The organism is Campylobacter concisus, assembly GCF_003048875.2.
GTDB classification, from domain to species: domain Bacteria; phylum Campylobacterota; class Campylobacteria; order Campylobacterales; family Campylobacteraceae; genus Campylobacter_A; species Campylobacter_A concisus_AU.
Genome location: NZ_CP049264.1, coordinates 740,909 through 765,730, shown reverse-complemented (window position 1 = coordinate 765,730; position 24,822 = coordinate 740,909). Strand labels below are relative to the sequence as shown.

The following is a 24,822-nucleotide window of genomic DNA, read 5'->3' as shown; positions in this document are numbered from 1 at the left end:
ATGGAACAAATTTTAGAAGGCTTCTTGCTTGTCGCTGCTATCTCAGTCGCGTTAAATGTCATTTTTAAGAAATTTCAGATACCAACCATCATCGGCTACATCGTAACCGGCACGCTTATATCAGAATTTTTCAACCTAAAAAGCAACGATGAAATTTCTCATATCGCGGAATTTGGTATCGCATTTTTGATGTTTACGATCGGACTTGAGTTTAGCTTTAAGCACCTGATGAGCATGAAAAAAGAGGTCTTTCTAAATGGCGGTCTGCAAGTTTGCTTAAGCGGCTTTGTGATGGGCGTGATGCTTTACTACGCGCTTCATCTAAAGGACGAGACAGCGCTTATCGCTGGTCTTGCCTTTGCTCTATCATCAACTGCGATCGTGCTAAAAACACTAAATGACAATGGCGATGTGAGTAAAATTTATGGTAGAAAGGCGCTTGGAATTTTGCTATTTCAAGATATCGCCGTCATCCCTATTTTGCTTATGATAGATATGTTTAGCTCGCAAGATGCCTCTATAAATGAGCTTTTGCTAAAAACATTTACGAGTGCGGTTATCCTTATCGTTGTGCTATTTTTGCTCGGCAAATACGTCATCAACTGGATATTTTACAAAGTCGTTCAGACAAACTCTCAAGAGGTCTTTATAGCCACGATCCTATTTTTAGTCGTTGGTGCTAGCACGCTAGCTCACTTCTTTGGCTTTTCATACTCACTTGGCGCATTTTTAGCTGGCATGATGATGGCTGAGACGCAGTATAAGCACCAGATCGAGGTCGATCTCATACCTTTTAGAGATCTGCTTCTTGGACTATTTTTCATAACTGTTGGCATGCAGATAAATTTTGTAGTCGTGCTCTCAAATATCTGGCTAGTTTTAGGTCTAGTCTTTAGCATAATGGTCGTAAAAGCCATCGTCGTTTTTGCCGTTTTAAATATCTACTTAAAACGCAGGGTCGCTGCTAAGACCGCACTTAGCGTCTGTCAGATCGGCGAATTTGCACTGGCTGTCTTTGGGCTGATGACTACAAGAAATTTACTTGATGTCCAAACAGCTCAAATTTTCATCGCAGCCTCTGTTATATCGATGTTTGCAACACCTTTTATACTTAAAAAGCTTGATGTCTTAGCTGATCTTGTAGAGCGTGAGGTGGTAGTTGAGTCAAACGAGACCTTAAAGCCACAAAAACTAAAAAATCACATCGTGGTCTTTGGCTATGATAGGCTCGGTCAAGAGGTGGTTTTAAGGTTAAAAGAGACAAAGCTTTTATACATCGTGCTTGATAATGATATCAGTCTAGTCGAGCTTGGTAGGAGCCGTGGGGAAAATGTATTTTTAGGAAACGTGCTTCAAAGCAACACTCTTGAAAACGCTTGCTTAGACGATGCAGCCGCTGTCATCATAACTGTAAATAACGAGCAAAGAGTTGAGCTGATCGCGCAAAAGATCAAAGACTACGGAGCAAATATCCAAACGATCATCAAAGCAAATGGCGAGGGCAACAAAGATATCTTTGGCGAGCTAGGTGCAAATTTCCACCTTATAAGTGAGGAGCGCGTCATGGCAAAAACACTTGTTCATGAAGCCCTTCAGTGCAAGATCGACCACGATGTAAGAGCGTAGTAAATTTATACGAAAAACTATGCATTGTAATTATTTATAAATACAATCTATGATATTATAATTGCAAAAAGGATAAACAATGGCACAAATTTGCTTAAGAGTAGAAGATAATATTAAAAAATCAGCCGAGGCGATCTGCAAAGAGATGGGGCTTTCTATGTCGTCAGCTGTTAATATCTTTCTTACAAAGCTAGTCTCTGAAAGAGCTATCCCTTTTGAGGTTTCAGCTCCAGATCCATTTTATAAAGACGAAAACATAGCCTATCTTGAGAAAAAGATGAAAGACTTTAAAGAAGGAAAGCTAAATTTTAAAGAGCAGGAACTACTAAGCTAACAATGAGTAGAGATATAAAATGGGATTTTGACGCTTGGCAGGACTATCTATCTTGGCAAAATCAAGACAAAAATACATTAAAAAGGATAAATGAACTCATAAAAGATATGGCAAGAGATCCTTTTGATGGTATAGGCAAGCCCGAAGCGCTAAAAGGAAATTTATCTGGTTTTTATAGCAGAAGGATAAATAGCGAACACCGCTTGGTCTATGCAGTTGATATGACTACGATCTACATAATAGCCTGCAAAGGACATTATAATTAATATTTTTTTCTCAACATCTTTTCATAAGTCTTTTTAAAATATAACTTTATTATAATCACATTGTTTTTATCAAATTTAAAAAGGATATATATGAAAAGATCAATTTTAGTTGCAGCACTTTCTGCTTTATTGATCGGAGTTTTATCTGGATGCGGTGGCGAAGCAGTAAAAAAGGTTGAAGAGCCAAAAACTGCTAAATATTACAAAGAGCACATTGATGAAACAATTAAGATATATGCTGATTGTGTAAAAAATAACCATTATAGAGATGAGGGTTACAACAGCGTTAAGGTCAAAAATTGTAAAAATGCAAGCATTGCTTTAGACCAAAAAGGAATGTTGGATGAAATTTATCAAAAAGTAAAGTAATAAATACACTCAAAGAGCTTTCACAAATAACTAGACAATTTTATATACAACATACAAATTAAAACAAAAAGCATATCAGCCAATAATATGCTTTTAAAAATCAAATTTAAAGCCTAGCTTTGCCAGGCTTTACTCATTTCTCAAAGTTTGAAGGACATTTACCTCAGTGGCTTTTTTGGCTGGATAGTAAGACGAGATAGCCACGATAAACACAGCGCCAACTACGATAAGCACAAGATCAAGAGTTGAGAGTTCAAGCGGTAGTTTGCTTGAGCCATAAACATCAGCTGGCAGGTCTATGATGTTGAAATTTCCAAGTAAAAATAGCCCCAAAAAGCCAAGCACCAAGCCAAATATAATGCCACCTCCGCCGATAACTAGCCCTTGATAAAAGAAGCTTCTTTTTATCTCGCCTTTGCTAGCTCCAAGTGCTAGAAGCAAGGCGATCTCCTGCCTACGGTTCATCACGGTCATTAGTAGTGAGCTTATTATATTTAGCGACGCCACAAGGATAATAAGCATCAAAACTATAAAAAGTGCTCTTTTTTCAAGTGCAAGCGCTGAGAAAAAGTTGCCATTTTGCTCCCACCAGCCTATGGCAACCGTGCCTGCTGGAAGCCCCTCGCGCACTCTTTTTATATCATCAAATGGCTTACTTGAAAAGATGTGAATTCCATCATAAACGCCTTTTGGATAGTCTAAAATTTTTCTCAAAGCCTCGACCGAAGTATATGAAAATGCCTTGTCATAGGCGATTAGCCCAGATGTGAATGAACCGCCGATGTCAAAGCGCTTCATCTTTGGCGTTAGTGAAAAGCCGGCTGGATCGGCCTTTGTAAAGATAAGCGTTAGTTTTTCATCATCTCTTAGTCTAAACTCACTCGTTATGCCGCTTCCCACAAGTATCTCAAAGCCCTCTAGCTCTTTGTCTTTTAAAGCCTCATTTACAACTGAGTTTATCTGCTTTTCATCTTTAAAATTTACGCCATAAATTAGCCCACCCTCAAGCGCATTTGCCGAGCGGTAGATGACCTGCGTGCTGATATATGGACTAAATTTAAGGTCGCTAAATTTAGCCTTTAGCTCATCTACAAAGCCATCATCGATCGATCCTTTAAAAGCGCTTTGAACGGTTATAGGATAGTTCATCGTAAAAAGTTTGCGCTCAAATTCTTTGTCAAATCCGTTCATAATAGCCATCGCAACGATCAAAACCATAAGTCCGATGCTAACACCAAGAAAGGCGAGCAAGGCGCTTAGAGCGATAAATGGCTGAGTTTTATCAAATCTTAAATATTTAAAAAGTAGATACTTTGGTAAGCTTGTCATCAAATAGCCTTTAAAAGATTAAGGCGCTTTGGCGCCTTAAAAGTAGAAATTTTAAGCAAATATGCCTTTTTTAGGGCCACTTTTGCCGTGGCAATCTTTATATTTTTTACCGCTTCCGCAAGGGCATGGAGCGTTTCTCGGTATCTTTTTTTCTGGCGTGAAATTTTCATCTTCGCCTTGGTTGTTGTAGCTTAAATTTTCATCTTCAGCATTTTGGCTAGCTTCAAGCATCATCCTAGCTTGCTCTTCTTGCTCCTCACGGCTCTTAAATCTAACGATTTGAAGCGTTTTAACGCTCTCAGTTTTTAGTCTGCCAACTAGCTCCATAAAGAGGTTGTAGCTCTCTTTTTTATATTCAACTAGCGGATCTTTTTGGTTATATCCTCTAAGGCCGATGCCAGTTTTTAGGATATCCATCTGATAAAGGTGCTCTCTCCACGCATTATCAAGCACTTGAAGGTATAAAATTTTCTCTATATCTTTTCTTTGCTCTTCATTTAGCACGCTCATCTTTTCGTTATATCTAACCTCTAAAATTTGCGCTATTTTTTCTACTAGTTCGTTATACTCTAGCCCTTTTAGTTCGTTCTCGTCGATCTCTTCGCCACAATCTGCAAGGATGATAGAGCATAAATTTTTAATGTCATAATCATCTTTCAAGCCGCCATGGAAAATTTCAGCCGTATCAAGTAAATTTGTAGCGTATTCAACTCTATTTTGAGCTATCTTTTCGCTCATATCGTAGCTCTTATCAAGTAGCTCGTCGCGGTATTTATAGATAGTCTTTCTTTGCTCATTTGCCACGTCGTCATACTCGAGCAAGTGTTTTCTAGCCTCAAAGTGCAAGCTCTCGACTTTCTTTTGAGCATTTTCAACAGCTCTTGTCACCATGCGGCTCTCGATGCTTTCGCCCTCGTCGATACCAAGCCTATCCATGATCGCTTTTATGCGGTCGCTACCAAAAATTCTTAAAAGATTGTCTTCTAAACTTAGATAAAATCTACTCATACCAGGGTCGCCCTGACGTCCAGCACGGCCACGCAGCTGATTATCTATCCTTCTACTCTCATGCCTTTCGGTGCCGATGATGTATAGACCACCAAGGTCTCTCACCTCATCATTTATCCTGATATCAACACCACGTCCAGCCATGTTTGTAGCGATAGTCACAGCGCCTTTTACGCCAGCTTGTGCGATGATCTCGGCCTCTTTTTCGTGGTTTTTAGCATTTAGTACAGAGTGTGGGATACCAACTTTTTTAAGCATCTCGTGAAGCACCTCACTGCGCTCGATACTTGCAGTTCCCACAAGTACTGGCTGACCTTTTTCGTGAGCCTTTTTGACTTCGTCGATGACCGCTTTAAATTTCTCGTTTTGAGTTTTATAGATAAGGTCGTTTTGATCGATCCTCTTAACTGGCACGTTTGTCGGGATCGAGATAACTTCAAGGTTGTAAATTTGAGAAAACTCAGTAGCCTCAGTCTGAGCCGTACCAGTCATACCTGCAAGCTTTTTATACATCCTAAAATAGTTTTGATATGTTGTATCGGCAAGAGTTTGGCTCTCTTCTTGAATTTTCACGCCCTCTTTTGCCTCAAGCGCTTGGTGAAGCCCCTCGCTAAAGCGTCTGCCCTCGCTTAGACGTCCTGTAAATTCATCAACGATGACAACCTCACCATCTTTTACGACATAATGAACGTCTTTTTCAAAAAGATTGTGAGCTTTTAGAGCTTGATCTAAGTGGTGGCTTAGCACGGCATTTTCAAGGTTGTATAAATTTTCAACTCCAAAGAGCTTTTCAGCCTTGCTTATGCCAGCCTCTGTGATCATTATCGTTCTATTTTTTTCATCTACTATAAAATCCCCCGTTGGCTTTGAGCCTGGCACGTTTGGATCAGCTGGAGTGCCTCTAGTAAGCTGTTTTGCGACTTGATCAGCTCTTATGTAGCCATCAAGCGTGCGGTTTGTTGGACCAGAGATTATAAGTGGCGTTCTAGCCTCATCTATCAAGATACTATCGACCTCATCCACGATAACGAAGTTATGACCTCTTTGCACCTTTTGACCAGCTTCAAATTTCATATTGTCACGAAGGTAGTCAAAGCCAAATTCTGAGTTTGTGCCGTATGTTATGTCGGCGTTATAGGCAGCTTGCCTTACCTCGTCGTCGTATCCGCCACCTAGTATCACATCAACGCTCAAGCCTAAAAAGTTATAAAGCTCGCCCATTTGCATCGCGTCACGCTTTGCAAGGTAGTCATTTACGGTCACTACATGCACGCCCTTGCCACTCATCGCGTTTAATATAACTGGCAAAGTCGCAACCAAGGTCTTACCCTCGCCTGTCTTCATCTCAGCGATCCTGCCCTCGTTTAGCACCATACCGCCTATTAGCTGCACGTCAAAATGGCGCATCTTAAGCACCCTTTTACTAGCCTCTCTAACTAACGCAAAGACATCATTTAAAATTTGATCTAAAGTGACTTTCTCTTCGACGACTTGGGCTTTAAGCTCGTTAAATTTGATCTTAAGCTCATCGTCGCTCATCTTCTCATAAGTAGGCTCTAGCGTATTTATCTGCGCCACACGTTTTATATATTTTTTGACTTCTCTATCGTTTTTCGTGCCAAAAATCTTTCTAAATACCGATGAAATCATTACTTTACCTTCCTAAATTTTTAAACTTTGGATCTTAGCATAGTTTAACTATTTATTTAATTAAACTGGGCTAGAATACGCCAAAAAAGGATAAAAAATGAGAAAATTTTTAGTTGCATCTCTTGTTGCAGTTTGCTCATTTGGCGCTGGCTTAAATTTTAAAAGCCTGCAAAGTGACTTTACTCAAACTGTCTTTAGCGAGGGCAAGAGTGTAAATTATAAAGGGAGATTTTACGCTAAAAGCGACAACACTGCGCTTTGGATATATGAAAGTCCAACACCAAAGAGAATTTACTTTGACAAAGACAAGGTAGTCGTGATCGAGGATGAGCTTGAGCAAGCCATCATCTCAAGGCTAGATGATACGCCAAATTTGACGCAGGTCTTAGCTCACGCAGAGCAAATTCAGCCGACACTTTATAAGGCGATATATGACGGGGTTGAGTACTTTATAACGATCAAAAACACGCTTCCAACGACGATTGACTATAAAGACAAGCTCTCAAATAAGATAAAAATCACTCTAAGCAACCCTGTAAAAGACGCGCTCATCCCAAAAGAGACGCTAACTCCAGTCATCCCACAAGGTTACGACATCGTAAATCAATAAATTTGGCTAACTTTTAGCCAAATTTACTCACTTCTCTCCGAAGTCTTTTCCAAATTCTTGCACATTATTTAGATCGATCGGCTTTTGCACCACGTCATTTGGATCAGGTGCGACGATGATCTCGTTGCCTTTTTTCTTCTTTTCTGGCTTTGTCATCACATCTTCATTTACGCTTGGATCAGAGCATAAATTTTGGCTTTTTATCGCTTTTATGATCTCGCTTAGCTCTAGATTATTTATCACTTTGATGTTTAAAATAAGCACGTCATCGATATCAAGCGAGTGCTTTTTGGCTGCGTATTTCATAAAGAGCTCTTTAAATTTCTCTTTTCCCATTGAGGTGAGGATATCCTCTACGTAAAAGCTGCCAACCACGACGTTTAGCGCATCAAGCACGTAGGCTTCGTTCTCCTCCACATCACGTCCGACAACTTCAAGGTTCATGCTTATCTTTTTTGTTAAATTTTGTCCAGCTTTTGAGTAGATATCTGTTTGAAAGTCACTCACTTTTAGCACATCTGCAAATGCAAAAACGCCAAAAACAAGGCTTAAAAATAGCTTTTTCATAAACTCTCCTTAATATGCAAAAATACGTTTTCTTGGTAAAATTTCTTAACTTCGTCGTCAATTTTAACCACTTTTCTTAAATGCTGCCTAAAATCACTTTTCTTATCATAAAAAAGTTTTAAATTTTTAGGATTTACCGCGCGAGAAAGTGCGACGTAGAGCTGCCCTTTGGCAAAGATGTGGTTGATGTTGCAAATGAGCGAATTTATACTCATGCCTTGAGACTTATGGATAGTTAGCGCATAGGCAAGCTTAAATGGAAACTGATAAAGCGAAGCCTGCACGTTCTCCTCGATCTCGTCTTCGTTTAAATTTAGCGCGCAAAAGTTATAAGCGCACTTTTCTATCTCGCAGATCTCGCCGCTATCTTTTTGCACGATCACACTTGAAATGGCGCCATTTTCTTTTAAAATTTGCATGATCTTGCCCTGCTCGCCGTTGTAGTATTCGCCCCATTTATTTGAAGTAAAGATGATTTTTGCGCCTATTTTCATCTCCAAATTTCGTGAGATATTTAGCGTATTTGCCCACTTTTCAAACTCTTTTTTATCTAAATTTTCATCCATAACAAGCACGTCTGAGTTTGAAATTTCAAGCGGTGCATTAAGCGCAAGAAGTCTTTTTTGATTTAGCATCTCAGCCTCTGCATTTCTGCCAAAAAGCACACTAGTCTCGCTATCTGGCTCGATAGCTCCCACTCGCAAGCTCTCGATGTAGGCAATCATCTCATCATCTAGCTCGCCAACTCTAAGACGAGAGAGAATTTCATAAAATTTAAGATCATTTGTGCGTTTTGAGAGCAAAAGCTCAACATTTGTAAATTTCATATCCTCCCACGCACTGGAGTTAAAAGCGTATAAAAAGTTAAAAAGTTTGCTCTCATTTTGCTCTTTTTGCACGGGTGGCAGCTGATAAAAGTCGCCCACTATAAGCACCCTGCCTTTAAATTTAGATGTAAGCAAGCGGTATCTTATCATCTCCATAACATTTGAGCTAACCATCGAAATTTCGTCTATTACAAGCAGATCGCAAGCGTCTAGCATATTTCGTAGCTTGCTTAGCTTATCTTTTTGGCGGTAGTCAAGCCGTCTTAGCTCCTCGTAGTCCTTGCAGTAGCCAAATTTAAAAAAGCTATGCAAGCTCACGCCTCCAAGACTAACAGCGCTTATGCCAGTTGAGCCAAGGATGACGACATTTTTAAAATTTTCTTTGTAGTGTCTGATGATGGAGGCGGTTAGATAGCTCTTGCCAACACCGCCGCCGCCAGTTAAAAAGACATTTGAGCGAGATAAAATTTCTAAAATTTGATCTTTCATCTACTCAAACATCTCTGGGCGATACTCAAAATGCATCGTATCAAAGTGCTTCCAGCGTCCGCCCCAGATAAATTTATGCTTTTCAAATACTCGCACGATCTTTTCAGGGATCAAATTCTCATAGCTCTTGCTCCACTGCCAGTAGTGGCTCTTTTTTACATTTATATCGATCGCGATGCCGTAGCTGTGCGCGCTTAGGCGGTTTGTGCCAGCGATGATGCGCCACTTAAATGTCCCGCCTGGATCTTTTAGGTACAGAAGTAAATTTGGATCGCTCTTTACCATCTCGTTTAGCTCGTTGCTCACATCCTGCAAGGCAGCTGCGGCGCCATTTTTAGAGTTAAATTTTAAAGGCAAATTTAAAAAATCTTTTAGCCAGATGACATCTACTAAATTTGCCTTTACCGCGCTCTCGTTTGAGCCATAAATTTTGCCTAAAAGCTCGTAGTTTCTGCATCTACCAGCATCACTTAGTGCCGCGCTAAGTGGCGAAAACGCAGCGTAATCAAGCGCGTTCATATCCTCTATGTCAGCGCCAGTGCTGCACTCTTCATCTTTTTGTTTAAAATCATCATAGACTAAACTCGTGCCATCACTAAATTTAACCAAATTTTCTTCTATCTTTACGCCATAAGCTCGCTGCAAAGCCGACATCTTTCTAGCCTTATCTAGCATCCCTTGCTCAGGTCTCATCACATTTATAGAATCAACCTTAGAAATTAGCAAATTTGCACTTTGTATGTCGCTTCTGTTTTGTCCGATGTTTAGCGTAGTTATCGCAGTCGCTCCGATTAGCGCGCGGCCGTTGTTTGTAGTCTTTAGCCCCCAAGCATCATGCACGACATAGATATCATCGCCCTTATATCCAGCGTAGAGCATGATGTGGCCTGGCAGATGCACGAGCGTGAGATATGGCACGCCCTTTTCTTTTATCTCTTTGCTCTTTGCAGCGTTGCTAAGGCCTTTTAGATTGATCTTTTCTCCCATATTTGCCTGCGCCCTTGAGTTCCTAGGTAACCACACGCCAAAGCTTGCTAGCAAGTCTTTTGTAAAAAGCGAGCAGTCTCTTAGCTTATCCACCCCGCCCCAGCCATAAGGCTGAGTAAGAAGCGAACTAAGAATTGTTTTTAAATTTGAGTCATTAAATTTAAGTGGAAAAAGGGCGCTAAAAGACTTTGGGAGGACAAACTCCCTAAGCATATTTCTTACATAAATTTTGCCGTAGTAGTTTTTGTCATCTTGCGCCAAAACTGGCAGTATCGCGCCGACACGTGAGTAAAACAAGAAGTTTCCGCCCTTGTCATAAACTGGCATCTTGTCGGTTTTTATCGTTACAAAGCTTGATTTTTGATAGGCAAGCGCCTCTTCATCGCTTATAAATTTGATATCCTCAACCTTCACCCAGCCCCAAACCGCATCATCACTCACAAACGCCCATGCCCTATCTTTTGAGAGGTGCGATACAAAGAGCGGATGAGCGATGCTTAGGGTTGATTCTTGCAAATAATCAAACGGATAGCCCTCGCCTGGAGTTTGCGGGTTTAAAAATATCGGCTCGTCGGTTGGGAAATTTCTTACAGCTGTGTTTGCTGAAGTTAGAGCGTAAGCTGAAATTTGCAAAAAACCAGCGAAATTTGCATTCTCCTTTTGTGCGTCAAACCAGCTTTGAGGTATCTGCCTAAAATTTGAGCCAAAATACTTTCTCTTCTCGCTTGGTTTATATACATTAAACGCCCAAAAAGCGTCGTTTGGGTTAAATTTCACGCCTCTTAAAGTAAAAACTTTAAACCTTCTTTTTAAAATTTCATCTTGAGCAAAGCTCGCACTTTGCATATTTTGAGGTAGCGACGAGGCGTCTTGTTTTACTTCAAATTCAAGCAGGCTGATGCGCTCATTTGGCTTATAGACATTTTCGTCTGGCAGGGCATTTTGCTGCTTGTTTGGCTCTGGTTTTGTTGTCTGCGAACAACCCAAAAACAAAGCAACGCTAAGTGCTAAAAATATACCTTTTTTCAAATTTCTTCCTTATCCTTAAATATAGCTTCGACGATCAAAACAAAGATATAAAACATCTTTTCATCGTTGTTTTTGCAAATTTGCTTCATCGTCTCGTTTTGATCCTTGACCTTTATATCGTTTGATCTTAAAATTTCTGCAATATCTGAGCCAAATTTCTTTGAAAGCTCGCCAACTTTGACATCATTTAGCGCGTTTAAAAACCTTGTCGTGTTGCAGTCCATCTGCACTGGCTTATGCTTTAAGATATTTTTAAACTCAAGGCTTAGCTTTTTTAGCTTTTTCTTTTTAACATAGCTGTGGATTATGGTGAGGACAACCAAGCTAAAGCCAAAGAAAATGTGCAAATTTAGCGAATTTTCGCTCATCTCTCCCTTTAAAAAGAGCACACCGCTTGCAAAAAGCCCCACCACGCAGGCAAAAAATAGCAGTAAGATGATGTATTTAAAGATCACTTCGAGCATGACGTTATCTTTTAGCCTCTCAAACATCAAGCCGTCCCATCTCATCTTCGCTAAAAACTAAAATACCATTTTCTTTTAGCAGTTTTGCCGCTACGCCGTCGCCTAAAATGAGCTTTTTAGTGAAGCTTCCATCATAAATTTGCCCGCTCCCGCAGCTTGGACTTCTTGCTTTTAAAATAGCCTTTTTGCAGCCATTTAGCTTAGCTATCTTTAGGCAAATCTCAGCCCCAAATTTAAAATTTTCGCTCACATCTTTAGCTGTTTTTGTGACGACTAAGCCATCTTTCATCTCAGCTGGCTCTCTTGGCGTGCTAAGTCCGCCAAAAACCTCTGGACAGATAAAAAGCAGATGATATTTTTTTGAAATTTCATCTAAAATGCCACTACCCAAAAGGTTATTTTCGCCGTTAAATTTGCAGTTTATGCCAGCCAGACAAGCGCTTATTAAGACCTTTTCTCTCAAAGCCCAGCTTCTTTTAAAAGCTCGCTAGCATAAATTTCACGAAGTTTGCTTGAGATTTCACCCACTTTTGCGCCGTTTATCGCCTTGCCATCAGCATAGATGACTGGCAAAAGGATGAGCGTAGCAGCCGAGATAAAGACTTCATCAGCCGCGTAAACCTCGTCCATGCTAAATTTGCGCTCCTCTATCTTTAGTCCGATATCTTTAGCGATCCTTAAAAGCCTCATACGGCGGATCCCTGGTAAAATTTCATTTGAAAGTGGCTTGGTGATGAGAGTTTTATCCTTGATGATAAAAGCGCTCGAGCTACAGCCCTCTGTGACAAAGCCGTTTTCTACCATAAATCCCTCGTCCGCGCCCTTTTTGTGAGCCTCATTTTTAGCGTAGCACTGAGCTAGAAGCGAGATCGACTTTATGTCGCGCCTCTTCCACCTGATGTCCTCGACGCTTACCACTTTTATGCCAGTTTTTGCAGCTGGGTTGTTTAAAATTTCACTCTCGTAGCAAAAGATAAAGACGCTTGGAGTTAAATTTTCCATAAAATAGAAATTTCTAAACGCCACGCCTCTTGTTACTTGCATGTAAATTCCACCCTCTTTTAAGGCGTTTTTGGCGATCATCTCATTTAAGATCGCTTCAAATTTATCTTTTTCGTAAGGCAGGCTTATATCTATCTCATTTAAGCTTCTCTCAAACCTCGACCAAAAGCCCTCTTTATCGACCATTTTTGAATTTATCACAGGCACTACTTCATAAATTCCATCACCAAATATAAATCCCCTATCAAACGCACTAACTTTTGCCTCATCTTTTGGCACAAACTCGCCATTTACAAAGACGATATCCAAAGCTTTATCTGCCATTTTTAGCTCCTTAAATTTTAGGCAAATTGTATCTAATTTTGTTTGAATTTATAGATTTTTAGATACAATGAGCTGAAATTTTTAAGGTAAAAAGTCTATAAAAAATGAAAGAAAATCTAAGAAACACTATCATTAAAAATATTTTTTTCGTCTCAAAACAGCCAGTTTTATTTAGAGATTTACTTGAAGCAAATGCCCTTTTTAACGAAGGTATGCTAGTTGATGGCGCAAAGCTAAATTTTAGATTTAACCACGTGAAGCTCTATCAAATTTACGCACTTATCTGCTTTGTAGTCTTGTTTCCGCTTCTTATCATCACGCACCACTTTTTAGCAAAGGCTGACGCGCACATCTCGATAATAGCAACCACCATCGTCACTTCAGCTGTTTTTATCGGCTTTGATATGTTTAAGGTTTGGGCAAGAAGAGAGATAAGTTTGGAGCTCATAAAAAAGGCTTGGAGCGTGCATTTTCCATATTTTGGATATGAAAAATACTCAAGCAAGGTTGAAGAAATTTACAACACCGCTCTTAAAAATGACGTTTCAAAAAAAGATTTAGAACAATATATATATGAAAAGCTAATCTCTCAAAAAGAGAGCGCTGAGTAAATTTCATTTTGTTTTAAAGCAACTCGTAAAATTAGCTTTTTAACGTTTTCATCTTTGCAAAGCAGCTTCGCTTCTATCTCGCTTATGAAATAATATGGAAGTTTTTTGATCTTTTTATCTAGCATCAAAAACCTATCTGAGATGATTTTTATATCATTTTGCAAGGCGTTTTTCTCTTTTGGCTCGTCTAAATTTAGATAATTTCTAAGCTTAACCAGATCGCTATTTATATCATCAAGCTTACTAGCTATAAATTTTGCATTTTTCATATTATCATCGTCTAAATTTTTACTAACTTTTATAGCGTAGTTTAGCTCATTTATCGAGCCTAAAACCCCTTTTTCATCCGTGCTAAAAGCATCTTTGTTTGACTCATTTAGAGAAATTTGCACTAAATTTCTAAAACCTATCAAGGCACTGCTTAAGCTATTTTTTATCGCTGTATAGTCATTTTTCTTAGTTAGCAGATATGTGACAAAAACTATCACAAAGCCAGCTGCCACATCAAGCAGTCTATCGACCATAAGGGCTAAAAAATCTCTTTTTATAAGCGAAAAAATAGCTGTAAATTCAAACATAAAAGCCGTTGCAAAGACGATTTGTTTGTATGATTTTAGATAATAAACCAAAAACATACCGATAAAGACAACCACGTAAAATGCGTATGATTCACCCATAAATTTCACAAAAGCAAGCGCGATAAAAAAGCCGATAACTCCGCCAAGAAGGCTATCTCTGCCAGCATTTTTTAAAGCATCTTCGTCGCTTTTGTTTAGGCTCATCACGGCAATTGCGATCCAAATTCCATGATTTATATGCATCGCCTGCGCTATAAAAATGGCTATCGACATGCAAATGGCAAGCCTTAAAGACTCTTTTAATACTTCATTTTTTAAATTTAGCTTTTTAAACGCCTCTTTTAGCGTGATCTTTTTTGTGTTGTTAAACGAGAGTTTGTCCTCGCCGCCCTCTTTTATAAGCAAAAATTTATCATAAAGCACGCCAAGCGAGCTTGCAAAAATTTTAAAATTTGAGTTTTTAGCTAAATTTAGCGCATCAAATTTTAGCTTTGGAGTTTGATTTTTGAAAATTTTTTTAAGCTCAAAAAGGTTGTAAGCGATCTCATTTTTTACCTCATTTAAAAGCGCTTTGTCATCGATCCTTTCAAACGAAGCGCCCAATGTTCGAAGCAAAAGAGCGATCTCTTCAACTTTATAAAAATAAAATAGTGCTTTGGCTTGATTTCTAACTAGCTTAACATCTTTTATCTTTAGGCTTTTGTTTGCGAAAATTTCTTTTGATTTATCAATCGAGCTCATCAAATCTGCGATACTTGCGTAAAAATGGCTCGTGCCAAGCGCCTTGCTCGATAAGATGGCGTTATCTAGTAAAAAGCCGATGCTTTTTTTAGTAAATTTGCCGTATTTTCCAAAATTTTCAAATTTTATGATGATGCTTAGCACGCCAGCCAAGATAAGTCCGCCGATACTATCAGGCACATTTAGCCCAACTGCGGCCTTTGTCACAAAGGCAACTAGCCCTGTTGCATTTACAGCGAGTAAAATTTTGTTTAAATTTGAGCTATAAATTTGGCTAATGCCCACCACAAATATCCAGACAAATACGATAAGCGAGAGCCAAACGCCAAGGCTGATAAATGGACCAACAAAGGGCATAAAAGCGCAAGAAAGCGCGATGTAAAGCAGCAAAAATGCAAATTTGCTCCTATCCTTGCACTCAAGCTCGCCAAGAAAAAATATACCCATCGTGATATTTACAGCCATGATAGCGCCACTTAGATGAAAGAAGTAAAAGCACAAAAAGCAGTTAAAAGCGATGGTTGTAGCAGCTTTTAGCGAGTAGATGAGCTGGAAATTTGCAGGGTCGTAGTAGCGGATAAAGCTTTTAAATTTCTTAATTATTTCCATTGACGCTCTTGCATATTGTTTAAAATTTGATTTTTATAACGCAAATTTTCAAGCTTTATGCTAAGAGCTCTGTTTTCTTCAAGGAGCATATCTCGTTTGCCGCTGATGTCGGCGATATCTCTACTTATATAATAAATTTGATTTGCTATATAAATTTTTGGCAAAAATAGAGCCAGCGCTATAAAAACCGCCAGATAGACCATCACTAGCGTCTTAAAGCTTAAATTTACCTCACGTTTTTGCTCCTCGTCGTGAAGTGTTAGCAGCTCTTCTTTTTCTTGCATCTTTATCCTTTTATCTTAAAAACACGCAGTTTTGCGCTCTTGCTTCGTGAGTTTTGCGCTAGCTCACTTTGGCTTGCTGTTAGTGGCTTTTTGGTTAAAATTTCGCCCAGCTCGTGGTTGTTTCCGCACTCACATCGGTAGATGCCAGGCGGACAGATACAGCTGTTTGCCCACTTTTTGAAGCGCTCTTTTACGATCCTATCTTCAAGCGAGTGAAATGTTATGATCGCCACCAAGCAATCTTTAAAACCGCCCTTTTCTATGCTATCAAGCAAATTTGTTAGCTCATCTAGCTCGCCATTTACCTCTATCCTGATCGCCTGAAAGGCAAGGATCGCAGGGCTAACACCACGCCCTTTTATCTGAGCTGTGCCTATTATGTTTGCAAGCTCTTTTGCGCTTGTTATCTTGCCTAAATTTCTAGCATTTATTATCTTATTTGCGATCCCAGAGGCATTTTTTAGCTCGCCATAATCCCTAAAAATCCTAACTAACTCATCAAACGAGTAGCCATTTACCACGTCATAGGCACTAAAACCTCGCTCTTTATCCATGCGCATATCAAGCGTGCTTGAGCCAAGACTAAAGCCCCTATCATCTTTATCTATCTGTAAAGAGCTAACGCCAATGTCAGCTAAAATCCCTCTAACATTTGAAATTTCATCGCTGCTAAGTTTGCTAATAAGCTCAGAGAAATTGCTCTTATAAATTTTCACTCTACTGCCAAATGGCTCAAGTTTTTTGAGCGAGAAATTTATAGCTTCGATGTCTTTGTCGCAAGCGATCAAATTTAAATTTGCATTTTGAGACAAAATGGCACTAGAATGTCCAGCATATCCAAGCGTGCAATCTATAAAATTTCCACGCAGGTCTTTAAAAAATGATAAAACTTCGTCAAGTAAAACGCTAATATGCGGACTTTGCAACACTGCCTCTTTAATGAAATTAGTGTGAAAATTTATCGAATTTTTACTTAAAAAGCTATCATTACATAAAATTTTACACAAATTTTAAGATAGCTTAAATATAATCACCCAAACATAGGAGAAAAAATGGACTTATTGCACTCAACAAATGAGATAAAAAAGATATCTCTTTCGATGTTTAGAAAGAATTTTTTTGGTGTTTTTCATGGTTCTATCTCAGCAAGAGTAGAAAAAAATCAATTCATCATCAACAAGCAAAGTGCCATTTTTGACGACTTGCAAGATAGTGATCTAACACTTCTCTCATCAAAAAAAGACTACCGATGGAATGATGCAAGCTTAGATGCTGATATACACTTAAATATCTACAAAAACATAAATGAAGCAAAATTTGTCTGCTACGCCATGCCTCCATACGTGACAGCTTATGCAATGAAACATGAAAAGATCGCACCAAAAGACTATTTTGGATGCATGAGATTTAATGAAATTTTAGTCTATGATCCAAAGCAGTTTGACGACTGGTATGAGCGTGCTGAGACAGAAATTTATAGAGCGATGATAGAGAAAAACACTAACGTCGTCGTGATCAAAGGATACGGCGTTTACGCGTATAGCAGGAGCCCTCAGCTACTTGCAAAAGATATAGCCTTGTTAGAAAATAGCTGCAAACTGCTTCATTTTACTGGTGATTACAGCGATTTTAGCATTTAAATTTTTGCTAACAAAGATAAAAAATGTTAGTAAAATTTAGCAAGAAACGTTTTTATAAAGCCCCATTTTAAGCTTATTTAAGCCAAATTTCTATAAAATATCGCACAAGCTTTGTTAGTATTTTAAAGGAAGAACTTAATGTTATCTTGGATGCAAAAACATAAAAAATACCTAGTCGTGACAATTTGGGTAAGCACGATAGCTTTTGTCGGTGCTGGTTTTGTCGGCTGGGGCGCATACGATCTAAACAGCAACAGAGCTACTTCAGTAGCTAAAGTAGGACATAGAAATATAAGCGTTCAAGAGTTGCAACAAAAATACGATAGGTTATATCAGTACTACAACAATGTATTTGAAGGCAAATTAACTCAAGAAAAAGCTGAAGAGTTAGGCTTAGAAAATGCTGCACTTCAAGCTGCGATTCAAGAAAATTTACTACTGAATTTTGCAGACGACATCGGTCTTAGCGTTAATAAAGACGATGTTTTAAAATATATAATCGTCGATCCAACATTTCAAAAAGACGGCGTTTTTGACAAAAATTTATACTACGATGTGCTAAGAAGAGCTAGGATAAACCCAACTGATTTTGAAGACAATCTAAAACTAACTATCTTACTAGATAAACTTAGAACTATTTTAAATTTACCTGCAAGCAAAGAAGATATCGCCATGATGGAAGCTAGCTTTTTCATGCAAGATAAATTAGCTGTGCAAGTAGTAAATGCTGATCAAAACGAGATCAAAGTAGATGAGAAAGAGCTAAAAGATCTTTGGGAGATAAATAAAAATAACTATATGACAAAGACACTTTATGGCATAGATACATACTTTGTCGAGTCAGAAAAAAGCGATGCAAACGAAAGCGTTTTAAAATCTTACTATAACGAGAACCAAGATAAATATAAGGGTTCTGATGACAAGATAAAACCTTTTAGCGAGGTAAAAGCTGAAGTTAATAAAGACTACAACATAGAGCAAAGTAAAACTAATGCTTTAGAAAAGTATGTCGCTGTTAAAAAAGCTGAACTTGCAACTAATGGTTTTATAAGTGTAAATGAAGACAACGCTACTTTTTCACTTGATGAGATAAAGGGTGCAAAAGTTGGTGAAGTGATAAAACCATTTATCTATAAAGATGGCTATTTAATAGCTAGAGTAAAAAGCATAACTCCTCCACAACCTATGAGTTTTGAGCAAGCAAGAGCCAATGTGCTTGAAATTTATAAAAGTAAAAAAGAAAAAGAAATTTTAACAGCAAAAGCAAAAGATACTCTACAAAACTTCAAAGGCACAGATGTTGGCTTTGTTAGCAGAGAGGTAAATGGCTCTATTGCGGGCTTAAATGAGAGCGATACAAGAGCTTTTGTATCTCAACTTTTTGACACTAACAACACAAAAGGCTATGTTATATTAGATGACAAAGCCGTAGTATACGATATTTTGGAACAAAGATTGCTTACTAACAATATAAATAACAACTATAAGCAAATAACACAACAAAATGTTGCGATGCTTAAAAACAACGAGTTAATAAAAGATTTAACAAATAAACTTCTAAAATATTATGAAGTTAAAGAATATGTCAAAAGGTAAAAATTTTGAGTACTAGAATTTTAGGCATAGATGTCGGATCATTTCAAATTTGCGCCGTTATAGCAGAGCAAAATGATGATGGCATAAAGATAATAGGAATAGGCACAGAAAAAGCACAAGGTATAAAAAAAGGTGCTATAAACAACATTGAACTAGCTGCAAAATCTATAAAAAACGCACTCATAGAAGCACAAAAAGTTGCGGGTACACACTACGAAAGAGTAGTAGTTTCGATATCTGGAAAATATACTAAAAGTGTAAATAGCAGTGGCGTAGTAAATATACCAAATCATGAAATAGGCATAAAAGAGATAGAGCGTGCCATGCAGATGGCAGATCACAATGCCGAGACTTCACCAGAATATGAAAAACTTCATGTCTTGCCTTACAACTTTAAGGTGGATGGACAAGAATTTATAGAAGATCCTATTGGCATGAATGGCACTAGACTTGAAGTGCAAACGCATATCATAAGTATTCAAAAATCACAACTAAGCAACCTAAGAAAGGCTGTAAATTTAGCAGGTGTGCAGGTTGATAATGTAGTTCTTTCTGGTTACGCTTCAGCCATAGCAACACTAACAAAAGACGAAAAAGAACTTGGTGTTGCACTTATAGATATGGGCGGCGAGACATGTAATATGGTAGTGCACGCTGGAAATTCACTAAGATATAACTCATATCTACACGTTGGCTCTGCAAATATAACCATAGATCTTTCAATGGCGCTTCATACTCCTTTACCAAAAGCTGAAGAGATAAAACTAGAATATGGCAAGCTAGTAAATAAATCAGTTGATCTTATCGAGCTTCCAAGACTTGGCGATGAGCAAAAAACTCACGAAGTTTCACTTGATGTTATATCAAATGTCATCTCAGCTAGAGCAGAAGAGACTGTGATGGTACTTGCAAATATGCTTGAAGATAGTGGATATAAAGATCTTGTTGGTGCTGGTATAGTACTAACTGGCGGCATGACAAAGCTTGATGGGTTAAAAGACCTAGCTTCTGCGATATTTGACAACATGCCAGTTAGGATCGCTAGACCAAAAGAGATGGATGGTTTATATGAAATTTTAAGAGATCCAGCAAATTCTTGTGCGATAGGACTTTGTATGTATGGTGCTGGTGAATTTACACCTTATGAGATAGACTCAGAAAAAAAGATGAGATATAAAGGTGAGTTAAGATCAAAGCCAAAAGCAAATTTCAATATTTTTGAAGAAGAGAAAAAAGAGAAATTTGAAATAAAAAAACAGGATAAAGATGATTTTGAAGAGGGCATTGAGCTTGTAAATATGGATATAAATTTAGAGCAAACAAACAACAAAAACGAGCTTGCAAATATCGCTGATATAAGCAAGCAAGAAAAAAAACCAAGTGCTTTAAAGAAATTTTGGCACAGCATGACACAACTATTTTGAGGAGAATTTTTACTATGAGCAACAGTTTCACAATCGAAGAGAACAAGAGCCTATATAGCGCAAAGATAAAGGTAGTAGGCGTAGGTGGTGGTGGTGGTAATATGATAAACCACATCATAAGAGAGAATCCAAATTTAGACATCGATCTAATGATAGCAAATACGGACGCTAAGGCACTTGACAATTCTCCTGCACACACAAAGATACAGCTTGGTGAGAAAAAGACAAAAGGTCTTGGCGCTGGTATGAGACCAGAAGTTGGCAAAGAAGCCGCACAAGAGAGCTACGAAGAAATAAAAAGTGCTCTTGAGACTTCTGATGTTGTGTTTATCGCTTCAGGTCTTGGTGGTGGTACAGGCACAGGCGCTGCTCCAGTTGTTGCACAAGCTGCAAAAGAGATAGGTGCGCTAACAGTTGCTGTTGTGACTATGCCTTTTTCATTTGAGGGTAAAAAGCGCAGCAAGCTAGCTGACATCGGTCTAAGTGAGCTTAGAAAAGAGAGCGACTCTATCGTTATCATACCAAACGACAGACTTTTAACTTTGATAGATAAAAAATCAGGCATCAAAGAGAGCTTTAAAATGGTTGATGAAGTGCTTGCAAGAGCGGTAAATGGTATGTGCTCTATCGTGCTTGACTCTGGTGTTAGCGATATCAACCTCGACTTTGCTGACGTAAAAACAGTTATGAGCCATAGAGGTCATGCTTTGATGGGTGTTGGCGAGGCTTATGGCGAGGGTGCAGCTCAAGAAGCTATCAAAAATGCTATCCAATCACCACTACTTGATAACATGAATATAAACGGAGCGCTTGGCGTTTTAGTTCATTTTAAAATGCATCCAAACTGCTCACTTGATGATCTTCATAGCGCGATGTCAATGATCGAGGAGGCATCTGATGATGATGCTGATGTGATCTTTGGTACAACAACCGATGAAAACATAGAAGACAATAAAGTAGAAGTTACTATCATCGCAACTGGATTTAAAGGTACTGAAAAAGAAAGCGAAGAAAAAAAAATAGCCCAAGAGCCTGAAAACGATCTTCTAAATAAAAATATCGTTTTAAAAAGAAGAGTAAGCGGTGGATATAACAGTGATGAGTATATCTCTCAGCTAGATATCCCATCATATCTTCGTCACCAAATGGACTAAGTCCTAACTAAAAATTCTCCTGTTAAATTGCAAGTTCATCTTGCAATTTACCTTTTTATATATTCAAATTTTAACCATTACCTAGCAAACGCCTAAAATTATCTTCTATAGCTCGCATTTTTAGTTTTTACTTGCATAAATTTATTTGTAAATTTATTAAAGAGTTTAAGCACTCCCAAACAAATTTAACTACGCTTTTATGATATTTTTAAAATTTAAAGTAGAAATTTAAGTAGAAAAGCTAGAAATTTATTAGCCAAGTAAATTTCTAGCCAATAAATTTTAATTCACTCCAAGTTGTGCTTTTACAAAGTCGCTTGCCATTTGGATATTCCACTCAGGCTCCCAAACTAGGTCGATCTCACACTCTTTCACACCCTCCACGCCAAGCACAGCCGTTTCAACCCAGCCAAGTATCATCTCATGAAGCGGGCATGACTTAGTTGAAAGCGTCATCGTCACCTTTGCTTTGCCGTTTTCATCGCAGCTCGCATCATATATCAGTCCAAGCGAAACGATGTCAAAGCCAACCTCGGGATCGACGATATTTGACAGAGCATCATAAATTTTTTCTTTCATTTTTTATCCTTTAAAACCAGTAAATTTAAAAACATTTATCATATTTATAGCAAGCAAAATGATGCTTAAAGCCATAAAAATCATACTTGCATAGACCAAATTTCTCATCTCAAAGCTAACCGCCAAAGGGTAGCACACAAGCGAAATGGCATTAAATGCTATAGCAAAATATGCGGCCTTTTTTAGTATCATCGCATCGAGCAGCGGCACTTTTACCTTGCCAACAAAGGGTGCCACGTAGTGATACCAGATAAGAAATGGCGCGATCTTATAAAGATGAGCCACGATAAAGGCAAACAAAAAGCCATATATCATAAAAAATGCAGCCAAATTTAGCTTTTCAAAAACCATAAAAATAGCAGCACAAAGCAAGGCAAGCAGCGAAAGAGCGATATTTACATTCCAGTAGTCATACGCCTTTCTCACGCGCTTTTTTAAGATATAAAACGCCTGAGCTATAAAAAGCAAAGCTGCCACAACCACTGCAAAAATGGCTAAATTTTCATCAACCGCCAGCAAAACCCCAGCCAAAATATAAGAGACAAGCGAAGCCTTGCTAAGTGTAAATTTAAGATCATGCGCCAAAGCAAACATCGGTAAAAGCACGCTTGCAGCTCCAAGTATTACAAAAAAAACAAAGCCAAGCACGAAATATACGTGAAATTTTAGCGTCATAGTAAAATCAAGCATAAGTGTGCCGCCAAGTATCATCACTAGGCAAAATCCAAGCGTTATGCCAACTAACAAAAATATCGCCGAGGCAAAGAGTGCAAAGGCCGCAAAGCTTCTTTTTTGATTATCCATAAAGCTTAGCGCATAGGTCGAGCCAAAAAAGAGAAGCGTGCCAAAGAGAAAAACTCCGCTGATTTGCAAAATCCTAGCCTCGCCAAATATCATCGCATAGCTCATAGCAAGCAGCGACAGACAAAAGATGACTAAATTTAAAATAGCCCCTTTTACCGTGAAAAATGGTTTTTCTAAGATGACTGAGGTTAGCTGATAGAGCGCTCCGATGATGATGCTTATCGCAAAGCCAACAAAAAATATATGCAAAAAGCCAGCCGTATTTAGCGAGCTAATCGCCTCAAAATCAGCGTAAAAAAAGGCCGGGACGCTTAGCGCTAAGAAAAAAATGCCAGCGATAAAGTAGCCGCCAACTAGCTTAAATGGCGGCGCATAAGTGTTTAGAAGCATCTTAGTGGCAAAGGCTGGTGTCTATGTTTTCTATGCTCGCACCCTCTTTTAGGCTAAAAGTCATCTTCACAGCCCCGCCCTCAAGGTCCTCTCGCTCCACGTCAAAGCTCTTTTCTATCTTTGGGATGAGTCCAGCTGGAAATTTGTGATTTACCATCACGATCTTTGTGTTTTTATCAGCAAATTTTATAGCCAAAAGCGCGTTTATCATAGGCTCTGGCGGAACGCAAGGACGTGAGTCAAAGCCAACAAAGCTTACACCATTTTCACTAAATTTATAAAACGGCACCGTAGCACCCTCTACATTAAACTGCTCTGCATTTTTGAAAAATTCACTCATTTTTTCTCCTTTTGATTTTGGAGAATTATACTCTGATTAAACTTTTCAAACCATTGATTTGCTTCAACAAAAGCTACTTGACGTATGGGATAAACTCCTCGTATCCAAGCCTAGCCATATCCTCAAGCGGTATAAATTTAAGGCTAGCTCCATTTATGCAGTACCTTAGCCCACCCCTATCACTTGGTCCATCTTCAAAGACATGCCCAAGGTGCGCGTCGCTGTTTTGAGACCTCACCTCAACCCTTTTCATCATAAATGAGTTGTCCTCGCTATATGAAAGCGCCGTTGTCGTGATAGGCTTTGTAAAGCTTGGCCAGCCACACCCTGCGTCAAATTTATCAGCGCTTGAAAAGAGCGGCTTGCCACTGGTGATATCGACATAGATGCCCTTTTTGTCAAATTTATCATACTCGCTGCTAAATGGCCTCTCAGTCGCCGCCTCCTGCGTCACGGCATACTGCTCGCTGCTTAAATTTCTCTTTAGCTCCTCTTTGCTAAGCGGCTTAAATTTAGCCTCGTCATAGAGTGGCTTGCTCGCCAAATTTAGATCGATATGGCAGTATCCAAAAGGGTTTTTGTCAAGATAGTCCTGGTGATACTCCTCGGCAATGACGAAATTCTTAAGTGGTGCTACCTCAACCACGATCTTATCTTTAAATTTCTTTTGCTCGATCTTTATAAAGCTCTCAATGACTGGCAGATCGTCCTTGCTTACATAGTAAATCCCGCTTCTATACTGCCTGCCGACGTCATTGCCCTGTTTATTTAGCGAGGTTGGGTCGATTACTCTAAAAAAATGAGCCAAAATTTCAGCTAAAGCGACCCTGTTTTCGTCAAATTTCACATAAAGTGTCTCGGCGTGATCGCTCTCATGAAGCCCCTGGTAGCTCGTGCTCTCGCTCTTGCCATTTGCGTAGCCCACCTTCGTATCCACCACACCAAATATCTTTTTAAAATATCCCTGTATGCCCCAAAAGCAGCCACCTGCTAAATAAATTTCTTTCAAATTTTGCCCTGCCATTGTCCGCTCCTTTAAAAACTCATCTTTTGCCATCAAATTTACACCCAAAAATACAATAAAAACCAAGAGAAAATTTAATATCTTTTTCATGTGAGCTCCTTTTTTGAAGGATTATATAAAATTTAAAGTTATAAAGTGTGAAGCAAGGGGCAAAGCGCCCCTAAATT

General features: G+C 38.7%; 25 protein-coding genes. 10 read left to right on the top strand and 15 right to left on the bottom strand.

Features of this window, described 5'->3' with window-relative positions:
* From CVT07_RS03860 to CVT07_RS03845, 4 genes are all read left to right on the top strand, one after another.
* Positions 1 to 1,626, top strand: a complete 1,626-nt coding sequence (locus CVT07_RS03860; RefSeq protein ID WP_021093067.1) for a cation:proton antiporter — start codon at positions 1 to 3, stop codon at positions 1,624 to 1,626.
* A 79-nt stretch (positions 1,627 to 1,705) separates the two neighbouring features.
* Positions 1,706 to 1,960 (top strand): type II toxin-antitoxin system RelB/DinJ family antitoxin, encoded by a 255-nt coding sequence (locus tag CVT07_RS03855; RefSeq protein WP_087583131.1) that lies wholly within the window; start codon positions 1,706 to 1,708, stop codon positions 1,958 to 1,960.
* A gap of 2 nt (positions 1,961 to 1,962) precedes the next feature.
* Positions 1,963 to 2,226 (top strand): Txe/YoeB family addiction module toxin, encoded by a 264-nt coding sequence (locus CVT07_RS03850; protein ID WP_012001624.1) that lies wholly within the window; start codon positions 1,963 to 1,965, stop codon positions 2,224 to 2,226.
* 90 nt (positions 2,227 to 2,316) lie between these two features.
* Positions 2,317 to 2,595: an EexN family lipoprotein gene (locus CVT07_RS03845; protein ID WP_107937106.1), complete on the top strand. Its 279-nt coding sequence runs from the start codon at positions 2,317 to 2,319 to the stop codon at positions 2,593 to 2,595.
* 129 nt (positions 2,596 to 2,724) lie between these two features.
* On the opposite strand, the gene CVT07_RS03840 is transcribed toward CVT07_RS03845, so the two are convergent.
* Together CVT07_RS03840 and secA are read right to left on the bottom strand one after the other, a co-directional pair.
* Positions 2,725 to 3,924: an ABC transporter permease gene (locus tag CVT07_RS03840; RefSeq protein WP_107937104.1), complete on the bottom strand. Its 1,200-nt coding sequence runs from the start codon at positions 3,922 to 3,924 to the stop codon at positions 2,725 to 2,727.
* 51 nt (positions 3,925 to 3,975) lie between these two features.
* Positions 3,976 to 6,582, bottom strand: a complete 2,607-nt coding sequence (gene secA, locus CVT07_RS03835; RefSeq protein WP_107937102.1) for a preprotein translocase subunit SecA — start codon at positions 6,580 to 6,582, stop codon at positions 3,976 to 3,978.
* Positions 6,583 to 6,679: 97 nt separating this feature from the next.
* Here secA and lolA point away from each other — a divergent pair, with 97 nt between their 5' ends.
* Entirely contained in the window at positions 6,680 to 7,192 is a 513-nt protein-coding gene (lolA, locus tag CVT07_RS03830; protein ID WP_012001621.1) for a LolA-like outer membrane lipoprotein chaperone, read from the top strand.
* 27 nt (positions 7,193 to 7,219) lie between these two features.
* On the opposite strand, the gene CVT07_RS03825 is transcribed toward lolA, so the two are convergent.
* The 6 genes from CVT07_RS03825 to CVT07_RS03800 are packed head-to-tail and all read right to left on the bottom strand — an operon-like array spanning position 7,220 to position 12,881.
* Positions 7,220 to 7,759 (bottom strand): hypothetical protein, encoded by a 540-nt coding sequence (locus CVT07_RS03825; RefSeq protein ID WP_009293697.1) that lies wholly within the window; start codon positions 7,757 to 7,759, stop codon positions 7,220 to 7,222.
* Positions 7,756 to 9,075 carry an ATP-dependent DNA helicase gene (locus CVT07_RS03820; protein ID WP_107937100.1) on the bottom strand — a complete coding sequence of 440 codons (1,320 nt, stop codon included), beginning with the start codon at positions 9,073 to 9,075 and terminating at the stop codon, positions 7,756 to 7,758. The genes CVT07_RS03825 and CVT07_RS03820 overlap by 4 nt, the downstream gene beginning before the upstream one ends.
* Positions 9,076 to 11,091 (bottom strand): SH3 domain-containing protein, encoded by a 2,016-nt coding sequence (locus CVT07_RS03815; RefSeq protein ID WP_107937098.1) that lies wholly within the window; start codon positions 11,089 to 11,091, stop codon positions 9,076 to 9,078.
* Positions 11,088 to 11,582, bottom strand: coding sequence for a chemotaxis protein (locus CVT07_RS03810; RefSeq protein ID WP_107937096.1), 495 nt, complete (start codon positions 11,580 to 11,582; stop codon positions 11,088 to 11,090). Before CVT07_RS03810 ends, CVT07_RS03815 begins: the two co-directional genes overlap by 4 nt.
* On the bottom strand, positions 11,575 to 12,018 hold the full coding sequence (locus tag CVT07_RS03805; protein ID WP_107937094.1) for a DUF523 domain-containing protein: 444 nt from the start codon (positions 12,016 to 12,018) through the stop codon (positions 11,575 to 11,577). The genes CVT07_RS03810 and CVT07_RS03805 overlap by 8 nt, the downstream gene beginning before the upstream one ends.
* Positions 12,015 to 12,881, bottom strand: a complete 867-nt coding sequence (locus tag CVT07_RS03800; protein ID WP_107937092.1) for a D-amino acid aminotransferase — start codon at positions 12,879 to 12,881, stop codon at positions 12,015 to 12,017. The genes CVT07_RS03805 and CVT07_RS03800 overlap by 4 nt, the downstream gene beginning before the upstream one ends.
* Before the next feature lie 104 nt (positions 12,882 to 12,985).
* Here CVT07_RS03800 and CVT07_RS03795 point away from each other — a divergent pair, with 104 nt between their 5' ends.
* The gene (locus tag CVT07_RS03795) at positions 12,986 to 13,492 is read left to right on the top strand and encodes a hypothetical protein (protein ID WP_087581839.1); all 507 of its coding nucleotides are present in this window, start codon (positions 12,986 to 12,988) and stop codon (positions 13,490 to 13,492) included.
* Here CVT07_RS03795 and CVT07_RS03790 read toward each other — a convergent pair.
* The 3 genes from CVT07_RS03790 to rsmH are packed head-to-tail and all read right to left on the bottom strand — an operon-like array spanning position 13,471 to position 16,630.
* Positions 13,471 to 15,420: an FUSC family protein gene (locus tag CVT07_RS03790; protein ID WP_107937090.1), complete on the bottom strand. Its 1,950-nt coding sequence runs from the start codon at positions 15,418 to 15,420 to the stop codon at positions 13,471 to 13,473. The two genes, CVT07_RS03795 and CVT07_RS03790, sit on opposite strands and share 22 nt — an antisense overlap.
* Positions 15,411 to 15,704 carry a hypothetical protein gene (locus tag CVT07_RS03785; RefSeq protein ID WP_002940285.1) on the bottom strand — a complete coding sequence of 98 codons (294 nt, stop codon included), beginning with the start codon at positions 15,702 to 15,704 and terminating at the stop codon, positions 15,411 to 15,413. Before CVT07_RS03785 ends, CVT07_RS03790 begins: the two co-directional genes overlap by 10 nt.
* 2 nt (positions 15,705 to 15,706) lie before the next feature.
* Positions 15,707 to 16,630, bottom strand: a complete 924-nt coding sequence (rsmH, locus tag CVT07_RS03780; RefSeq protein ID WP_107937088.1) for a 16S rRNA (cytosine(1402)-N(4))-methyltransferase RsmH — start codon at positions 16,628 to 16,630, stop codon at positions 15,707 to 15,709.
* Positions 16,631 to 16,756: 126 nt separating this feature from the next.
* Here rsmH and CVT07_RS03775 point away from each other — a divergent pair, with 126 nt between their 5' ends.
* From CVT07_RS03775 to ftsZ, 4 genes are all read left to right on the top strand, one after another.
* Entirely contained in the window at positions 16,757 to 17,344 is a 588-nt protein-coding gene (locus tag CVT07_RS03775; protein WP_002940326.1) for a class II aldolase and adducin N-terminal domain-containing protein, read from the top strand.
* Between the two features lie 138 nt (positions 17,345 to 17,482).
* Positions 17,483 to 18,940, top strand: coding sequence for a peptidylprolyl isomerase (locus CVT07_RS03770; RefSeq protein ID WP_107937086.1), 1,458 nt, complete (start codon positions 17,483 to 17,485; stop codon positions 18,938 to 18,940).
* Positions 18,941 to 18,945: 5 nt separating this feature from the next.
* Complete coding sequence (gene ftsA, locus CVT07_RS03765) at positions 18,946 to 20,364, top strand: cell division protein FtsA (protein ID WP_107937084.1); 1,419 nt, start codon at positions 18,946 to 18,948, stop codon at positions 20,362 to 20,364.
* 14 nt (positions 20,365 to 20,378) lie between these two features.
* The gene (gene ftsZ, locus CVT07_RS03760; protein WP_107937082.1) at positions 20,379 to 21,518 is read left to right on the top strand and encodes a cell division protein FtsZ; all 1,140 of its coding nucleotides are present in this window, start codon (positions 20,379 to 20,381) and stop codon (positions 21,516 to 21,518) included.
* Positions 21,519 to 21,800: 282 nt separating this feature from the next.
* Here the strand turns inward: ftsZ and CVT07_RS03755 are convergent, their stop codons facing one another.
* From CVT07_RS03755 to msrB, 4 genes are all read right to left on the bottom strand, one after another.
* Entirely contained in the window at positions 21,801 to 22,097 is a 297-nt protein-coding gene (locus CVT07_RS03755) for a metal-sulfur cluster assembly factor (RefSeq protein WP_012001609.1), read from the bottom strand.
* 3 nt (positions 22,098 to 22,100) lie between these two features.
* The gene (locus tag CVT07_RS03750) at positions 22,101 to 23,291 is read right to left on the bottom strand and encodes a peptidase M50 (RefSeq protein ID WP_107937080.1); all 1,191 of its coding nucleotides are present in this window, start codon (positions 23,289 to 23,291) and stop codon (positions 22,101 to 22,103) included.
* A gap of 1 nt (position 23,292) precedes the next feature.
* Positions 23,293 to 23,631: a hypothetical protein gene (locus tag CVT07_RS03745; protein ID WP_107937078.1), complete on the bottom strand. Its 339-nt coding sequence runs from the start codon at positions 23,629 to 23,631 to the stop codon at positions 23,293 to 23,295.
* 73 nt (positions 23,632 to 23,704) lie between these two features.
* Positions 23,705 to 24,745, bottom strand: coding sequence for a peptide-methionine (R)-S-oxide reductase MsrB (gene msrB / locus CVT07_RS03740; RefSeq protein WP_107937076.1), 1,041 nt, complete (start codon positions 24,743 to 24,745; stop codon positions 23,705 to 23,707).
* Between the last annotated feature and the right edge of the window lie 77 nt (positions 24,746 to 24,822).

What these genes read in the sequence shown, in the direction of transcription:
- CVT07_RS03860 (WP_021093067.1), top strand. Translation starts at nt 1, where the DNA reads ATGGAACAAATTTTAGAAGGCTTCTTGCTTGTCGCTGCTATCTCAGTC.
- CVT07_RS03855 (WP_087583131.1), top strand. Translation starts at nt 1,706, where the DNA reads ATGGCACAAATTTGCTTAAGAGTAGAAGATAATATTAAAAAATCAGCC.
- CVT07_RS03850 (WP_012001624.1), top strand. Translation starts at nt 1,963, where the DNA reads ATGAGTAGAGATATAAAATGGGATTTTGACGCTTGGCAGGACTATCTA.
- CVT07_RS03845 (WP_107937106.1), top strand. Translation starts at nt 2,317, where the DNA reads ATGAAAAGATCAATTTTAGTTGCAGCACTTTCTGCTTTATTGATCGGA.
- CVT07_RS03840 (WP_107937104.1), bottom strand. Translation starts at nt 3,924, where the DNA reads ATGACAAGCTTACCAAAGTATCTACTTTTTAAATATTTAAGATTTGAT.
- secA (WP_107937102.1), bottom strand. Translation starts at nt 6,582, where the DNA reads ATGATTTCATCGGTATTTAGAAAGATTTTTGGCACGAAAAACGATAGA.
- lolA (WP_012001621.1), top strand. Translation starts at nt 6,680, where the DNA reads ATGAGAAAATTTTTAGTTGCATCTCTTGTTGCAGTTTGCTCATTTGGC.
- CVT07_RS03825 (WP_009293697.1), bottom strand. Translation starts at nt 7,759, where the DNA reads ATGAAAAAGCTATTTTTAAGCCTTGTTTTTGGCGTTTTTGCATTTGCA.
- CVT07_RS03820 (WP_107937100.1), bottom strand. Translation starts at nt 9,075, where the DNA reads ATGAAAGATCAAATTTTAGAAATTTTATCTCGCTCAAATGTCTTTTTA.
- CVT07_RS03810 (WP_107937096.1), bottom strand. Translation starts at nt 11,582, where the DNA reads ATGTTTGAGAGGCTAAAAGATAACGTCATGCTCGAAGTGATCTTTAAA.
- CVT07_RS03800 (WP_107937092.1), bottom strand. Translation starts at nt 12,881, where the DNA reads ATGGCAGATAAAGCTTTGGATATCGTCTTTGTAAATGGCGAGTTTGTG.
- CVT07_RS03795 (WP_087581839.1), top strand. Translation starts at nt 12,986, where the DNA reads ATGAAAGAAAATCTAAGAAACACTATCATTAAAAATATTTTTTTCGTC.
- CVT07_RS03790 (WP_107937090.1), bottom strand. Translation starts at nt 15,420, where the DNA reads ATGGAAATAATTAAGAAATTTAAAAGCTTTATCCGCTACTACGACCCT.
- CVT07_RS03785 (WP_002940285.1), bottom strand. Translation starts at nt 15,704, where the DNA reads ATGCAAGAAAAAGAAGAGCTGCTAACACTTCACGACGAGGAGCAAAAA.
- CVT07_RS03775 (WP_002940326.1), top strand. Translation starts at nt 16,757, where the DNA reads ATGGACTTATTGCACTCAACAAATGAGATAAAAAAGATATCTCTTTCG.
- CVT07_RS03770 (WP_107937086.1), top strand. Translation starts at nt 17,483, where the DNA reads ATGTTATCTTGGATGCAAAAACATAAAAAATACCTAGTCGTGACAATT.
- ftsZ (WP_107937082.1), top strand. Translation starts at nt 20,379, where the DNA reads ATGAGCAACAGTTTCACAATCGAAGAGAACAAGAGCCTATATAGCGCA.
- CVT07_RS03755 (WP_012001609.1), bottom strand. Translation starts at nt 22,097, where the DNA reads ATGAAAGAAAAAATTTATGATGCTCTGTCAAATATCGTCGATCCCGAG.
- CVT07_RS03750 (WP_107937080.1), bottom strand. Translation starts at nt 23,291, where the DNA reads ATGCTTCTAAACACTTATGCGCCGCCATTTAAGCTAGTTGGCGGCTAC.
- CVT07_RS03745 (WP_107937078.1), bottom strand. Translation starts at nt 23,631, where the DNA reads ATGAGTGAATTTTTCAAAAATGCAGAGCAGTTTAATGTAGAGGGTGCT.
- msrB (WP_107937076.1), bottom strand. Translation starts at nt 24,745, where the DNA reads ATGAAAAAGATATTAAATTTTCTCTTGGTTTTTATTGTATTTTTGGGT.